The following is a 13,707-nucleotide window of genomic DNA, read 5'->3' on the forward strand; positions in this document are numbered from 1 at the left end:
ACCGTGCGCGGCACCCGCTACAACATCTGGCTGGACGAGGTGACGGGCATGCCGGTGCCGGGCGACGCCATCGCCGTCGCGCCCAAGCGGCTGTCGCCCCACCGATGTTGTTGTCAGCGGTCGCAGACCGGTCTTTGCGGACGGATGCCCGTGACTTGCTCAAGCCAGTCGTCAACCTCGTCCGCGTCCCACATGAGAGGGGCGACCCGGCGAGGAAACTTGCCTTGGGCTTCCAGCACCCTCAGATGATCCGGGCTGTTCAGCATGCCCAGTTCTTCGAGGCATTTGGGACAATAACCCCTCTTCTTGATGATCCTCATAGCCGGTCACCCCGCGTCTGCGTAATGCGTGCGGGCGCGCTCGGCGGCGCGGTCAGCGAGCCAGTCCTCGATCTCGGACAGGAACCAAGCAACGCTGGTCCCGGCCATCCTGATACGCCGAGGGAAGCGCCCACGGGCCTCCCAGCGCAGCAGGGTTGTGTTGCTCACGTTGATGCCAAGGCGCTTGAGGTCAGCGCGGGAGGCGAGCGTTCGCAGGTGTATTTCGTCCTTCATGGTTTTCCCTTTCGTCAGTTTGACAAAGAGGCCGGCCCCATGTGTGGACAACATATGACAGATTGAAATCACGCGAAATCAAAGGCGTAGCTAAGGTTGCGCGTTCGATGCGTAGGTTTATCGGTTGCCGCGCAGTTTGGCGACTTCATCCAAGACGTTGCCTGAGAACTTGAAGCCGTCACCGAACACTTCCTGCGCACAGGCTGTTAGAAAAGCCTGATACTCGCTACTCGGGTTTTGCGTTCGGTCATAGCCACCGCGTGACGGCTGCGCGTTTGGAAAATACCGTTCAAAAACGTCTGCCAGCGCGTTTGCGAAATCGATCTTGAATTCTTGCGAAATCGCCGAGCCTTTTCGTTTTCGATCATCCAAGACCTCGAAAAGATCGCGGGTTCGGTTTCTGAGTTTCATCAGTTCTTCAATGCCTGCGGGCAGGCCTGCGGGGACCACGATCCGGGCGGTGGGTGCCAGCGTCAGGGTCGCGGCCACGGTCGGCTCGGCCAGCCCGGTGCCCACCGCGCCCGAGCGGATGCGCTGCAAGGGCGCCAGGCCTGGCGCGCCCACCGTCAGCACCGTCAGCACCCGGGCCTCGTCGGTGCCGTCGGCCAAGCGCCCTGCCACCCTCCCAGATTTTCCGAAAGGACAGAACATGCCTTCCAGCGTGAAAGCACAACGTCGCCCGCGTTTCGGGCACCCCCATGCGTTCAAGGACTACGACGACGATTTCGCCATCCACCAGAGCATGGTGGGCTTTCTCCACGATATTTGGAAAGGCGCGCCGAAGGATAGCTTCCTCTTCGTCGCCACCTCCGACCCCGATGGTGAACGCTGGCGCGAACATGCGATCAGCGCAGACAAGATGATCGTGGGTCTGAACAGGTTTTTCCGGGCGCACTCGCGCTGGGATTGCAACCTCTACTTCTGCCCGAACCCGTTTTCGCGCGCCCGTCGAAGAAGGACGTTCGCCCTGCCATCCCGATTGGGCTGGTGCGACATGGATGACAGCGACCCCGACGCCTATAGACCACAGCCCAACCACGTGTGGGAAACATCGCCTGATCGCTTCCAAGCCCTCTGGCTCTGGGATGCGCGCCACGATGTCAGCGAGGCCGAGGCGTTTTCCCGTGCGCTGGCTGCGCGGCACCCCTTGTTCGCCTACGTGCCGAGTGGGCAGGACATGTATAAGCCGAACGTGATCCGGCAGCTTCTTTCCTTCCTCAAGGACATTGCCGAAACCGGCGAGACGGCCGTGCTGATCATCCGGCACCTGACCAAGGCCAAGCATGACAAGGCCATCCATAGGGGTGGTGGGTCGATGGACGTGATCGGCGCGGCACGGTCGGCGTTTCTGGTGTGCGAACACCCGAATGACAGTTCGACCAAGCTGGTGGTTCACATCAAGCACAACATCGCGAAGCGTGGGCAGAGCCAGAGCTACGAAATTTACGCCGATGACGGCGGCATGGCGACGTTAAACTGGCTGGGGCCATCAGACATCACCATCGATGACCTGATTTCGTCCGAGGGGGGCACGCCCAAAATGTCCGCGCTCGACGAGGCCATCCAGTTCCTGCGCGTGTTTCTCAAGAACGGGCCAGAGGCCACGACCAAGGTCGAAAAGGAGGCAGCCGCGCGCGACATTTCAGAGAAGACGCTGGAACGCGCCCGGCGATCCTTGGGCGTGGTGTCGAAGAAGAAGGGCAAAAGCTGGGTCTTGTCTCTGCCAGACGAGGAGTGACCACAGGTAGGATATGAAGTGCGCCAAGAACGCCAACAGCGCCATCGTGTTTGTTGGCGCACTTCGAACCCTCAACATCGCCACGAACATGCATGACGGCCTTGGCGTTCTTGACGGTCTTGAAATCGGCTGGGGGCCGAAAATCTCGGCAGTATGCATGGCCCCTTGTCCGCCCACAGGGCGCGCGCCGACAAAAAAAAAGCCTCCCCCCATCCCCCTGTGGTCGCCCTGTGACAGCGCCGCGCGGATCGCCTCGGACCGACACGGTGACTATCTATCAGTCTGTCGGGCGTAAGCCGGACCCAAATTGCCGAGCCTTTTCATGCAGTCCGCATTCGCGCTGGGTTTCGATATCGCGTGCCGGGTTCCACTCGGGTGGCAAACTGCTTGGGCAGAGGTGCTGCCGGTCATTCCTGCACCCACCCCTTGCGATGGTAGTGGCGCAGCACGATGGCGCGGTTGAACAGGGGGAAGCCGACCCACAGGCCGTTGGCCGTGATCAGCGACAAGATTGCCCAAAGGAACATGCCCTTGAACAGGTAGTAGAACGGGCCGAACAGCAGGCACCACAGACGGTGCCAGTTGCCCAAGATGATTTTCGTCTGGCCGTTGAAGGCCCATGTCGCGCGTATCGTCATTGCCGATTTCCTCGCTGGCTGGTTTCGATGCCAGCGCAATAAGATCGGGAAGCCGCGAATAGACAGAGCGCTGATCGACGTATCTATACTTGGTGATATTCTTGAAGACCGCGTAGTGGTCCGGCGGAAGTTCATCAACGCCCAGAAGGTCGCACCAAATGCTCTTGATCCGCTTGTGGTCCAAGTTCTCGAAGTAGCCTTTGATATCGAGTGCAACCGCCACGCAATCCCCGAGCCGGTCGATTTCATCGAAGGCGTCCTTGGCGAAGTCGATGTTGCATTTCCCACCGCCCAGCCTCGGCTTCAACACCTGCCGGTAGGCTATCGGGCAATCCTCAATGCCCATCTCCCGGAGGCGCGCTTCATAGAGGCGGGAGAGTTTCCGGCGGTAGAAGGCAAAGATGTAGGCGTCTCGCCGCGCGCCGTATCGGATCGGTCGCGTCTTCTTGTCGGGCTTGGCCGCATCCGTGGAGCGGTACGGCTGCCATGACTCTTCATAGAGGAAAAAGGGGTAGAAGGAATTGGCTGCCACCCTTTGCGGGTCTGTGACGAGGTGGCGAATTTCCTTCAGCGTGATCGGCGCATCGAAATGCGGATAGTGCTTGAGGTCCTTGGCGGTGAAATCGAACTCGTCTTCCATCGGCCTCCGCGAGAGGGGGCAAGAGCATCGGGTCAACGCACCGACCCTTAACATCTCCGCCCCCGCCGTTCTGCGGTGTGCGTTCGTCTTCGACGTGGTCGTGTATACTGTGAAACAACTGGCAATGTGGTATTGCCGAATTGCCGCAAAGCCGCCCGCGTGGCTGGCGAGAGGAGCCCGAATGATCGAACTCGCGTCTTGCACCGGCTGCGAAACTGGCCTTGACAGTTTAAACACGTAACTGAAACGCCCCCAATTGAGCGCCATATCATGTATATGGGAATGGCGCGCCAAGGGCACAAGGGCCACAAAGTTCTTTTTTTGTTCCTTTTTGGGCGAAGGTTCAGTAGCAGGTCGCTGCGTGGTGAATGATACCCGAATGATACCCACAACCATATTGGCCCTGATGCGAGCCAACACAACCTAACCAAGCATTTGTTCTAGTTGTATTTTGTGGTGCCCGGAGGCGGATTCGAACCACCGACACGCGGATTTTCAATCCGCTGCTCTACCAACTGAGCTATCCGGGCGACCTGGCGCACCGTTCGGTGCGTGGCGTGACGCGGTGTTTACGGGCGCTTGCCGCGACTGTCCAGACCCCCGGCGCGGTTTTTTTCATCCGCATTCCCGTCCAGGCCCCCGTCCGAGGCAAGATCGTCCAGCGGCTGGCCGGGGATCACATAGGCCCCGCGAAGCCAGCGGCCCAGGTCGATGTCGGCGCAACGCTTCGAACAGAAAGGGCGATATTCGGGCACGCCGGCCTTGTTGCAGATCGGACAGGCCATCAGCGCCCCCCCTGCGCAAGCCGCTGCAAAGGGATGCGGTCGCGCTTGCGGTTGATCTCGTAAAGACCCATCGTGGTCCAGCCGATCAGCGAGGTTTCCGCCGACTCGCCTTTGAAGGCGGCGCGCAGAACCTGGTCCAGCGTGGCCCGGTCGCGCTTGGGGATCGGGGCGAAATCGACAACCACCTGCCCGCCAAGTCCGCGCAGGCGCAACTGGCGCGGCAGGTCGCGGGCCAGGGCGATGTTCGCCTTCAGGGCGGCGGCGGGGCTGGTGTCGTTGCCGGTGTTCACGTCGATGGCAACCAGGGCGCGGGTCGGCTCGATCACCGCATGGGCGCCGGCCGGCAGGGCAACGGCGGGCAACAGCAGCGCATCCACGGCCTCCAGCACGCCGCAGCGGGCAAGGCTGTCCTCGCCTTCCTCGACCGCGTTGGGTTCAGGATCGGCCCATTCCATCCAGGCCTGCTCGTGCGGGGATGCCGCGCCCAGCAACAGCTCGGGCTGCCCCCCCTGCTCTGCCATGATCCGAGCGGAAAGATCCAGAAGGCCGCGCAGTTCCTCGGCGATGTCGTCGGGATCGGCCGATCCGGCCAGGCTGCGGAAGATGACGCCGGTGCCATCTGGGGGTGCGGCGGCCGCGCCCAGGGCTTCCAGTTCGGCGCGCAGATCCTCGTCCCGGATGCGGCGCGACACGTTGATGCCCGGCGCGCCCGGCGTGACCAGCACATGGCGGCCGCGGAACAGAATGCGCGAGGTCAGGGGAACGGCCTTCCCTTCCTCGGCCACGCCGGTGACCTGAACCAGCAGCGACTGACCCTCGCCCAGGCCGGAGCGGTCGCGCAGATAACCGCGCTGGCCGTCGGGCAGGCGCAGGAAGACCCCGCCCTGCCCCTTCATCAGCCGCTCGACCACGCCGCGGCAGATGTCGCCGGGGACAAGGGGGGCAAGCCCGCTGGCATCGACCAGCAGGTCGGCCAGACGGCCGTCCTCCAGAAGCGCGGCGGCCTCGGCGCCGAACAGTTGGCCCAGAACGACCTGGCGACCCTTCATGGCGCAGACTCCTTCATGGTGATTCCGCTTGCCGCCAGCATCGCGGCGGTTTCGGACAAGGGCAGGCCCACCACGGAGGAGAACGAGCCCTGGATCCAGGGGATGAACGCCGCGGCGGCGCCTTGGATGGCATAGCCGCCCGCCTTGCCCTGCCAGTCGCCGATGTCGAGATAGGCGTCCAGTTCGGCCGCCCCGATCGGCCGCATCCGCACCGTCGTTTCCACCAGACGCTCGCGCGTTCTGCCCGCGTGGCGCACGACAACGGCGGTCAGCACGCGGTGGCGGCGGCCGGACATGAGGCGCATGAACAAGGCCGCCTCGGCGCGCGAGGCGGGCTTGCCCAGGATGCGCCGGCCGACCGCCACGGTGGTGTCGGCACAAAGCAGCACGTCGCCGGGGGCTAGCTCCAAGGCCGCGGCCTTGGCCAGGGCGATGCGGCGGACATAGCCGCGCGCGCTTTCGCCCTTCAGCGGGGTTTCGTCGATGTCGGCGTGGCGGACCTGATCGGGGACGATGCCGATCTGGGCCAGAAGCTCCAGCCGGCGCGGGCTGGCCGAGCCGAGAACGAGGCGCGGGCCGTCCTGTCCCGGCATGGGCGCGGTCATTGCGGCGCCCGCGTCACTTGAAGCGGTAATTGATCCGTCCCTTGGACAGGTCATAGGTGTTCATTTCCACCTGCACCTTGTCGCCGGCAAGGACGCGGATGCGGTTCTTCCGCATCTTTCCCGCCATATGCGCAATGATCTCATGGCCGTTTTCCAGCTCGACCCTGAACGTCGCATTCGGCAGGAGTTCCTTCACGACGCCAGGAAATTCGAGCATTTCTTCCTTGGCCATGGTTACTCCATTCTGATCGCCCCAGCTGATTCGGGACGGGGGTTAGATGCGGCCGGAAGGCCCGGAATTCAAGTGTAAAGAATGAATCACGCCCCCGAGGCCAGCCGCGCCGAAGCCGCCCCGGCGATCGCGCGGGGATCGGGGGAGGCGCGGAACGGATCCTTGTCCGACAGATCGGCGGGCGGCAGGACCGGAGACGCGGCGGCCGGGGCGGGCGTCTGTTCGGCGGCGGGGCGGCAGGATTCCTGAAGGCGCAGGGCATGGCAGCCCTCGGCCTCGCCCAGCTTGCCGATGGCCAGCAACTGGCCGTCGCGGGTTTCCAGCCGCGCCTCGGCCAGGGTGACGCGCGGCAGGGGCAGAAGCTTGCCGGGCACCAGGGCCCGCAATTCGCCCAAGGTGACGGTGCGGCGGCACAGAACGCCCACCACCTCGACGGGGGCGGCGGCCATGGCACTGGCAAGGCTGGCGCCGGGGGGCGTTCCCGCGGGCGCGGCGGGCGTGGCGGATGTGGCGGGCCGTGGCTCGGCGGGGCGCGCCTCGGCCTTGTGCGGCAGGGCGACCAGGATGCGGCCGTCGCGCGTCTCGGCCCCGCCGAAGCGCAGATCGAAGGACAGGCTGCGATAAGGCCGATCCTCGAGCATCAGGATCAGGGGACGGGGATCGTCCAGATGGGTGGCATAGCGATAAGCCCCAAGGGGGCCGAAGCCCTCGACCGCAGCCATCTCGGTTCCCAGTTCGGCCATCAGGGCGTTGACGAAATCGACGCAGATCGCGGCATCGCTGCGGGTCAGGCGGCGGCGTTCGGCGGGGCGCGCGGTGACGCGGCCCAGGGCCTGCACCTCGATCAGGGCGGTCACGGTCTCGAACCCGAGGGCCATGGCGCCGATCTGGTCGCCCGGCCCTTGCAGAACCACCAGCAGGGATTGTTCCGGCAGCAGTTCGGGCAGTTCGGCCAGCGTGACGGCGCCGGGCCTGATGTCCACGGGAAGCACCGGCATGCGGTAAAGCCGTTCGGCGGCGCGGGCGACCGCGTTGGCGGCGGCGCGGGCGGGCGACAAGGGCTGCGGCTGCGGCAGCCGCGCGGGCTTGCCCGTGCCGGCCCCCGCGCGCGCCTGCAACAGCGCCCGCAGCCGTCCCGCCTGACCCGTTTGCGCCATGATCATCCCCGAATCGTCCATTGCCTGGCCTTCACCCTGGCAGGAAGCGGTTGAAAAAGCGTTTACGCGCGCCGCAGCCCCGCGTTGACCGGGACGGGCGGGCGGCGCGGCAGCACGATGCGGAAGGCCGCGCCACCCTGGCCGGGCAGATAGGTGATCTCGCCGCCCAGGTTGGCCATGATCTCGCGGCAGATGGCCAGGCCCAGGCCCGCGCCCCCGGCCCGCGCCGGATCGTTCAGGCGGGCGAATTTCTCGAAGATCAGGGCCTGGCGCGCGGTCTCGATCCCCGATCCGTTGTCGATGATGTCGATCTGCGCGCCGCCGCGCAGGGTCCGGCGGACGCGGATCGCCAGAACGGGGGGTTCGGCGTCGCAATACTTGCGCGCGTTGCTGATGACGTTGATCAGCACCTGCAACAGCCGGTCGGGATCGGTGATCACGCCCACATATTCGGCCAGCGGTTCCCGGTCCACGCGAAAGACGCGCTCGGGGCGGGTGGCCGAGGCCGCCGACAGCGCGCGTTCAATCAGGTCGTGCAAGTTGGCGGGCGTGATCGACAGCTGCGCCTGGCCGCTTTCCAGCACCGACAGATCCAGCAGATCGTCCAGCAGGCGGGTCAGCCGACCGGCCTCGTCGTAGATGATCTTGGCGAAGCGGTCGCGGTCGGCCGGGGGCAGGTCCGGCGTGCGCAGGATTTCCGAAAATGCCCGGACCGAGGTCATGGGCGTGCGCAGCTCATGGCTGATCTGGCCCAGAAAGGCGTCCTTCTGCACGGACAGGGCGGTCAGCTTGTCGTTCGCCTCGCGCAGCTGGCGGGCGGTGCGGGCCAGTTCCGCCGTGGCGTTTTCCAGGCGCTGCGTTTCCTCCTTGGCGCGCTGCGCCTCGGTGGCGACCTGCATCAGGTCGGACACGGTCAGTTCCGCCCCGCCCGCCACGCTGTCGATCATCGCGTGCGCGGTGGCCGCGCCGATGGATCCCGCCAGCCGCCGTTCCAGCCGGGTCAGGAAGCGCGGGGTCAGGTCGGGCAGATAGCCGGACTTGCCCTGGAACGCCGCCTCGGAGCGGAAGAAGCGCAGCGCGTCCTCGGCCCCCCAGACGCGGCGGGCCATGACCAGCAGGGGCTCGGCCCCGTCGGCGCTGCGCGCCAGGCTGCTGTGGCGGATCGGATCCACGGCGCTGACAAAGGACAGGCCTTGCAGCCGTTCGACCGGATCGGGCATCCCGAAGATCGACAGGCCGACAAAGGCCAGCGTGTTCACCGTCAGCGACAGGAAGATCGCGAAGGCCAGCGGGTCCACCCCCCGCGGCACCGGCGGGGGCGCCCCGATCCCGACCGAGGGCAGGAAGATCATCGCCAGCCACAGCAGGAAGCCGCAGCCCACCCCGGCATAGGCGCCCCGCCGGTTGGCCCCGCGCCACAAGAGGCCGCCGATCATCGCGGGCAGCACCTGCGCCATGCCGGTGAACGCCACCAGCCCCATCGCCGCCAGCGCCGTTGTGCCGCCCGTGGCCTGGTAATAGGCCCATCCCACCGCCATCACCGCCAGGATCGCCAGCCGCCGGGCGTTCAGGACGAAGCCGCGCAAATCCTCGGGGTCGTCCGTTTGCGGCTTGCGGCGCAGCATCAGCCACAAGGGCACCAGCCAGTGGTTCGAGATCATGGTCGCCAGCGCGATGGTGCAAACCACCACCATGGAGGTCGCCGCCGAGAATCCCCCCAGAAAGACCAGAAAGGCCAGCCAGTTCTGCCCCGATGCGGCGGGCAGCGTCAGGACATACAGATCCGGGTTGGCGTCGGCGGGCAGAAGCTGCTGGCCCATCACGGCGATGGGCAGCACGAACAGCGACATGGCGAACAGATAGGCCGGAAAGGCCCATCCGGCGGTGGCGAGGCGGTCCTCGTCCGCGGCCTCGACCACCAGCACCTGGAACATGCGCGGCAGCGCGATAACGGCCGCGCCGGACACGATGATCAAGGCGGTCCAGCGGTCGGGTTTCAGGATCCAGCCGGGATCGTTCTGGCGCCGCGCGATGCGGTCCAGCATGTCGGCGGGACCGTCGGCAAGTCCCCAGACGACAAAGACGCCCAGGGCCAGAAAGGCCATCAGCTTGACCAGCGCCTCCAGCGCGATGGCGGTGACGACGCCGTGGTGGCGTTCGTCGGCTGCCAGGTTGCGGGTGCCGAACAGGATGGTGAACAGCGCCAGCCCCCCTGCCACCCACAGCGCCGTGCCCCCGCCCCCGGCCATGGGGATGTCGGCAAGGCTGTCTGTCGCGAAGACCTCGAAGGACAGGCTGACCGATTGCAGTTGCAGCGCGACGTAAGGGGTGGCCGCGATCAGCGCGATCAGCGTGACAAGGGCGGCCAGCCGGTTCGACTTGCCGAACCGGGCCGAGATCAGGTCGGCGATGGAGGTGACATGGTGCATCCGCGCGACCCGCACCAGCCGCCGCAGCCCCCACCAGGCGCCGGTGAAGACCACCGTCGGCCCCAGATAGATCGTGGCGAATTCCAGTCCCGAGCGGCTGGCGTAGCCCACCGCGCCGTAAAACGTCCAGGCCGAGCAATAGACCGACAGCGACAGCGTATAAACCGCCGGATGGTCCAGCCAGCGCACCCTGCCCCGCGAGGCGGCGCGGTCGGCGGCGAAGGCCACGCCGAACATCAGCGCGACATAAAGCAGGCAGCCCGCGACCAGCGCCTCAAAGGGCATGGTCGTCGTCCTGCGCGATGGCCCGGCTGGCGCGCAGGGTGGCGGCATCGGCCCGGGCCAGGGCGCGGTGCAGCGCCCAGACGGCTGCGATCAGCGCGGCCCAGATGCCGAACAGCCAGACCGCGCCCCCGGCAAAGCTGACAAGGGCGGGCGTCCACCAGACCGGGACCAGAATCAGCACCGCCGCCAGCACCGGCAGCACCCGGGCCGCATCGCCCAACCGCCTGCGGCGGAACGAGGCGCGTTCAAGGAACAAGGGCCGGTCCGACACGGCGGTCAGTTCAGCATCCGGCGCACCATCATGCGCAACTCGTCATTGGCGAAGGGCTTGGCCAGCACCGCGTCGGCCTGCGGCAGGGTCAGGGAAGCCTGCCCCCGCGCGGTCAGCATCAGCACCGGCGTCGCCGCCAGCCCCGGATCGTGGTCGCCGCGCAACTCGGCCAGGATCTCGGTTCCCGACCGGTGCGGCAGCATCACGTCCAGGATCACCAGCCGGGGTTTTTCGCTGCGGATCGCCTCGATCCCGCCCAACCCGTCGCCATGCAGCCCCACCTGCCAGCCCTCGCGGGTCAGGATGAACCGCACCGCCTCGGCGATGTTGGGTTCGTCCTCGATCATCAGGATGTCGAGCATACCGCCGGGGCCCCCTCTCCCTCGGGCATTTGTCCCGATAATGTGACGCCGAGGTCACGGCTGTCAAAGCCTGTCTTCAGGCCGTGGCCAGGATCGAGGGTTCGCGCCGGGCAACGCAGCCGGCGCGCGGGCAGATGCGGCAGGCGGGGCCGATCAGCAGGTCCGGGCGGACGGGCGATCCGGGTCCGTCGGGCAGGATCAGCATCTGCGCGCGGGTCAGAACCGGGCCCCCCGTGCCCAGCGGCTGGTCGCGCGTGGCCAGCGACAGGGTGCGGAAGCGCCGCCCCGAAGGCGCCTCGACCAGGTTGGCGATGGCGGTCTGGGGCGCGGCCAGGGCCTGGAACAGCGGCCACAGCGGGCAGGCGTCGCCGGGGCGCGGCAGCGGAAAGCCGGGCGCGGGGCGGCGCAGCGTCAGCGCCCCCGATCCGTCGCAAACCAGCAGCCCCGCCGATTCGAAGCCCGCGGGCTTCAGCACCGCCAGCCGCCGCATGACCAGATCCAGCGGAACGCGCAGCCGGGCGGCCATGCGCAGGGGGTCGGGATCCTCGGCCGCGGCCGCAGCCAGCGCGGCGTCGGGCAAGGCCGCGCGCTCTTCCTCCATCCGTTGCAGATGGGTCCGCGCCATGGCCCGCGCGGCGTCGGACGCCAGATCGCCCGCTTCCTCGACCGGGGGGGCGCCCGCGGCAAGCCAGGATTCGACCTCTTCCTGCGGGGTGAAGATCGCGCCCTGCGTGTCGAAGCTGTCCAGATAGGCCACAAGCGCCTGCGCGGTGGAGGACAGGCGCAGGCTGTCCGCGTCCAGGTTGGCGTGAAAGCGCGCGCGCCAGTCGGGCGGGATCTCGCCCCCTTCGGCCAGGATCGAGGCGGTGGAGCGGACCGAGGTGACGGCGGACAGAACCTCGTGCAGGGTGGTCAGCAGATAGGGATCCTGCGTCATCCGATCGGACAGCGTGACAAGCTGGCGTTCCAGCGCGTCGGCCCGGCGCGCCAGGGCGATCACCGCCCCGGCCCAGCCGGGAAAGCGGGCCAGCAGTTCGGGCGCCTGGTCCACCTCGGGGGCGGCATCGTCGGGCAGGCGCACCGCCGCCTCGCGCAGGGCGGCGATCAGCGCCTCCTCACGCCCTTCGGCCAGTTCGGTGGCCGAAACCTCCAGCGCGGCGGCAAGGCGCAGAACCAGATGGTCGCCCACGGGGCGGCGGTTGTGTTCGATCAGGTTCAGATAGGCGGCGGAAATCCCCGCCGCCCGCGCCACCTCCGCCTGCCGCCGCGACAACGCCAGGCGGCGTTCGCGGATGCGGGTTCCGGTCAGGATGCGGCTGCCGCCATGCTGCTTCATGGCCCGATCAAAGCCCGGGCGGGCCCGGGGCGCAAGCGGCAACCATATCTTAGGCTTTGTGCGCCAGGATGGGGCCATGATGCCGCCGCCCGCCATCCCCCTTTTCCCGGCCAAGGCCCTTGCCGGGTCCGCTTTGCAAAGGCTAGAGCAGCCTTTGCAAACGGGGGGAAGCGTCATGGCCACTCAGAAGATCTATGCGGGCACCTCGCTGCGCGAAACGCGCGCGCGCAGCGGGCTGACGCAAAAGCGGTTCGCCGAACGGCTGGGGGTGTCCCTGCCCTATCTGTCGCAGATGGAAAACAACCACCGCCCGATCTCGGTGGGGGTGCTGGTGCGGCTGGCGCAGGAATTCGGGGTGGATCTGTCCACGCTGGCGGCGGGCGACGCCGAACGCATGGTCATCGACATGCAGGAGGCGCTGGCCGATCCCCTGTTCGACGCGGTCCCGCCCCTGGCCGACCTGCGGCTGGCCGCGACCAACGCGCCGGTGCTGGCCCGCGCCTTCCTGGATCTGTACCGCGCCTATCGCCAGGGCCAGGAACGCCTGGCCGCGCTGGACGAGGCGATCGGCGCATCCGGCCAGAACGCGCTGTCCACCCCGTGGGAGGAGGTGCGCGACTTCTTCCATTACTGCGACAACTATATCGACGCGGTGGACCGGGCGGCGGAACGTTTCGCCTGTCCGGCGGGCCAGCGGCTGGATCCGTGGGACGCGGGCGTGGCGGCGCTTGCGCAGCGCGGCATCCGCGTGACGCGGACGGAACTGCCCGCCAATGCCGTCTTCCGGCGGGACGGAAGCGATATTCAGGTCAACGCCGCCGCCGAACGGCCGACGCAGGTGTTTCAGCTGCTGCATCTTGTCGCGCTGGAACGGCAGGCCGACCTGCTGGACGCGACGCTGGATTTGGCGCGCTTCCGCAGCCAGACCGCCCGCGACGTGGCGCGCGTGGGCCTTGCCAACTACTTCGCGGGGGCGGCGCTGATGCCCTATCGCGCCTTCCTGTCGGCCGCCCAGGCCGAGCGGCACGACCTCGAACGGCTGTCGCATCTGTTCGGCGCCTCGCTGGAACAGGTGGCGCACCGGCTGTCCACGCTGCAACGCCCCGGCGCCAAGGGCGTGCCCTTTTTCTTTGTCCGCGTCGATCAGGCGGGCACCATCACCAAGCGCCATTCCGCCACGCGCCTGCAATTCGCCCGCTTCGGCGGCGCCTGCCCCCTGTGGAACGTCCACCAGGCCTTCGAGCAGCCGGGCCGTTTCCTGCGCCAGCTGGCCGAAACCCCCGACGGGGTGCGCTATCTGCTGATGTCGCGCGACGTGTCCAAGCACGCGGGCGCCTTCAACGCCCCGGTGCGCCGCTTCGCCATCGGCCTGGGCTGCGAGGTGGGCCACGCGGGCAGCGTCGTTTACGCCGACGGGCTGGATCTGACCAAGCCCCGCGCCTTCGAGCCCATCGGCATTTCCTGCCGCATCTGCCCGCGCCCCGACTGCCACCAACGGTCGGTGCCGCCCATCGACCGGCCCCTGCGAATTCCCGCGGACCGGAACGGACCCCTTCCCTATGAAATCTCGTGACGTGGAAGCAACATCTTGTGTTTATCGGCGGTTTCTTGCCCGCCGGGGCGAGG

Annotated in this window: 15 protein-coding genes and 1 tRNA gene; 2 read left to right on the plus strand and 14 right to left on the minus strand. The window is 67.2% G+C overall.

Annotation, left to right across the window (positions count from 1 at the left end; all coding sequences use genetic code 11):
• Positions 1 to 113: 113 nt before the first annotated feature.
• The 3 genes from ACFOM8_RS18180 to ACFOM8_RS18190 all read right to left on the minus strand — a co-directional run bounded on the left by ACFOM8_RS18180 (position 114) and on the right by ACFOM8_RS18190 (position 1,163).
• Positions 114 to 266, minus strand: a complete 153-nt coding sequence (locus tag ACFOM8_RS18180) for a transcriptional regulator (protein ID WP_377763609.1) — start codon at positions 264 to 266, stop codon at positions 114 to 116.
• A 60-nt stretch (positions 267 to 326) separates the two neighbouring features.
• A complete protein-coding gene (locus tag ACFOM8_RS18185; RefSeq protein ID WP_377763611.1) occupies positions 327 to 554 on the minus strand; it encodes a helix-turn-helix transcriptional regulator in 228 nt (75 codons plus the stop codon).
• 117 nt (positions 555 to 671) lie between these two features.
• On the minus strand, positions 672 to 1,163 hold the full coding sequence (locus ACFOM8_RS18190; protein ID WP_377763613.1) for a hypothetical protein: 492 nt from the start codon (positions 1,161 to 1,163) through the stop codon (positions 672 to 674).
• A 40-nt stretch (positions 1,164 to 1,203) separates the two neighbouring features.
• On the opposite strand from ACFOM8_RS18190, the gene ACFOM8_RS18195 reads away from it, so the two are divergent.
• Positions 1,204 to 2,292 (plus strand): hypothetical protein, encoded by a 1,089-nt coding sequence (locus ACFOM8_RS18195; protein ID WP_377763614.1) that lies wholly within the window; start codon positions 1,204 to 1,206, stop codon positions 2,290 to 2,292.
• A 270-nt stretch (positions 2,293 to 2,562) separates the two neighbouring features.
• Here the strand turns inward: ACFOM8_RS18195 and ACFOM8_RS18200 are convergent, their stop codons facing one another.
• The 11 genes from ACFOM8_RS18200 to ACFOM8_RS18250 all read right to left on the minus strand — a co-directional run bounded on the left by ACFOM8_RS18200 (position 2,563) and on the right by ACFOM8_RS18250 (position 12,081).
• Entirely contained in the window at positions 2,563 to 3,570 is a 1,008-nt protein-coding gene (locus ACFOM8_RS18200) for a hypothetical protein (RefSeq protein ID WP_377763616.1), read from the minus strand.
• Between the two features lie 454 nt (positions 3,571 to 4,024).
• Positions 4,025 to 4,100 (minus strand) — tRNA-Phe (locus ACFOM8_RS18205).
• A gap of 39 nt (positions 4,101 to 4,139) precedes the next feature.
• On the minus strand, positions 4,140 to 4,355 hold the full coding sequence (locus ACFOM8_RS18210; protein ID WP_377763617.1) for a DNA gyrase inhibitor YacG: 216 nt from the start codon (positions 4,353 to 4,355) through the stop codon (positions 4,140 to 4,142).
• A complete protein-coding gene (locus ACFOM8_RS18215; protein ID WP_377763618.1) occupies positions 4,355 to 5,404 on the minus strand; it encodes a ribonuclease E/G in 1,050 nt (349 codons plus the stop codon). Before ACFOM8_RS18215 ends, ACFOM8_RS18210 begins: the two co-directional genes overlap by 1 nt.
• Entirely contained in the window at positions 5,401 to 6,009 is a 609-nt protein-coding gene (locus ACFOM8_RS18220; RefSeq protein WP_377763620.1) for a Maf family protein, read from the minus strand. The genes ACFOM8_RS18215 and ACFOM8_RS18220 overlap by 4 nt, the downstream gene beginning before the upstream one ends.
• Positions 6,010 to 6,022: 13 nt before the next feature.
• Entirely contained in the window at positions 6,023 to 6,241 is a 219-nt protein-coding gene (infA, locus tag ACFOM8_RS18225; RefSeq protein WP_036636451.1) for a translation initiation factor IF-1, read from the minus strand.
• A gap of 86 nt (positions 6,242 to 6,327) precedes the next feature.
• Positions 6,328 to 7,419: a FliM/FliN family flagellar motor C-terminal domain-containing protein gene (locus ACFOM8_RS18230; RefSeq protein ID WP_377763621.1), complete on the minus strand. Its 1,092-nt coding sequence runs from the start codon at positions 7,417 to 7,419 to the stop codon at positions 6,328 to 6,330.
• A 41-nt stretch (positions 7,420 to 7,460) separates the two neighbouring features.
• Entirely contained in the window at positions 7,461 to 10,112 is a 2,652-nt protein-coding gene (locus tag ACFOM8_RS18235; protein ID WP_377763623.1) for an ATP-binding protein, read from the minus strand.
• Positions 10,102 to 10,383 carry a hypothetical protein gene (locus ACFOM8_RS18240; protein ID WP_377763624.1) on the minus strand — a complete coding sequence of 94 codons (282 nt, stop codon included), beginning with the start codon at positions 10,381 to 10,383 and terminating at the stop codon, positions 10,102 to 10,104. Before ACFOM8_RS18240 ends, ACFOM8_RS18235 begins: the two co-directional genes overlap by 11 nt.
• A gap of 5 nt (positions 10,384 to 10,388) precedes the next feature.
• Positions 10,389 to 10,745 (minus strand): response regulator transcription factor, encoded by a 357-nt coding sequence (locus ACFOM8_RS18245; RefSeq protein WP_377763626.1) that lies wholly within the window; start codon positions 10,743 to 10,745, stop codon positions 10,389 to 10,391.
• Between the two features lie 76 nt (positions 10,746 to 10,821).
• Entirely contained in the window at positions 10,822 to 12,081 is a 1,260-nt protein-coding gene (locus ACFOM8_RS18250) for a short-chain fatty acyl-CoA regulator family protein (RefSeq protein ID WP_377763627.1), read from the minus strand.
• Positions 12,082 to 12,256: 175 nt separating this feature from the next.
• Between ACFOM8_RS18250 and ACFOM8_RS18255 the strand changes: the two genes are divergently transcribed.
• On the plus strand, positions 12,257 to 13,654 hold the full coding sequence (locus ACFOM8_RS18255; protein ID WP_377763628.1) for a helix-turn-helix domain-containing protein: 1,398 nt from the start codon (positions 12,257 to 12,259) through the stop codon (positions 13,652 to 13,654).
• Positions 13,655 to 13,707 lie beyond the last annotated feature (53 nt).

Source organism: Paracoccus angustae (genome assembly GCF_042648745.1).
Classification (GTDB): domain Bacteria; phylum Pseudomonadota; class Alphaproteobacteria; order Rhodobacterales; family Rhodobacteraceae; genus Paracoccus; species Paracoccus angustae.

What these genes read in the sequence shown, in the direction of transcription:
- ACFOM8_RS18255 (WP_377763628.1), top strand. Translation starts at nt 12,257, where the DNA reads ATGGCCACTCAGAAGATCTATGCGGGCACCTCGCTGCGCGAAACGCGC.
- infA (WP_036636451.1), bottom strand. Translation starts at nt 6,241, where the DNA reads ATGGCCAAGGAAGAAATGCTCGAATTTCCTGGCGTCGTGAAGGAACTC.
- ACFOM8_RS18235 (WP_377763623.1), bottom strand. Translation starts at nt 10,112, where the DNA reads ATGCCCTTTGAGGCGCTGGTCGCGGGCTGCCTGCTTTATGTCGCGCTG.
- ACFOM8_RS18250 (WP_377763627.1), bottom strand. Translation starts at nt 12,081, where the DNA reads ATGAAGCAGCATGGCGGCAGCCGCATCCTGACCGGAACCCGCATCCGC.
- ACFOM8_RS18180 (WP_377763609.1), bottom strand. Translation starts at nt 266, where the DNA reads ATGCTGAACAGCCCGGATCATCTGAGGGTGCTGGAAGCCCAAGGCAAG.
- ACFOM8_RS18185 (WP_377763611.1), bottom strand. Translation starts at nt 554, where the DNA reads ATGAAGGACGAAATACACCTGCGAACGCTCGCCTCCCGCGCTGACCTC.
- ACFOM8_RS18230 (WP_377763621.1), bottom strand. Translation starts at nt 7,419, where the DNA reads ATGGACGATTCGGGGATGATCATGGCGCAAACGGGTCAGGCGGGACGG.
- ACFOM8_RS18220 (WP_377763620.1), bottom strand. Translation starts at nt 6,009, where the DNA reads ATGACCGCGCCCATGCCGGGACAGGACGGCCCGCGCCTCGTTCTCGGC.
- ACFOM8_RS18215 (WP_377763618.1), bottom strand. Translation starts at nt 5,404, where the DNA reads ATGAAGGGTCGCCAGGTCGTTCTGGGCCAACTGTTCGGCGCCGAGGCC.
- ACFOM8_RS18210 (WP_377763617.1), bottom strand. Translation starts at nt 4,355, where the DNA reads ATGGCCTGTCCGATCTGCAACAAGGCCGGCGTGCCCGAATATCGCCCT.
- ACFOM8_RS18245 (WP_377763626.1), bottom strand. Translation starts at nt 10,745, where the DNA reads ATGCTCGACATCCTGATGATCGAGGACGAACCCAACATCGCCGAGGCG.
- ACFOM8_RS18195 (WP_377763614.1), top strand. Translation starts at nt 1,204, where the DNA reads ATGCCTTCCAGCGTGAAAGCACAACGTCGCCCGCGTTTCGGGCACCCC.
- ACFOM8_RS18200 (WP_377763616.1), bottom strand. Translation starts at nt 3,570, where the DNA reads ATGGAAGACGAGTTCGATTTCACCGCCAAGGACCTCAAGCACTATCCG.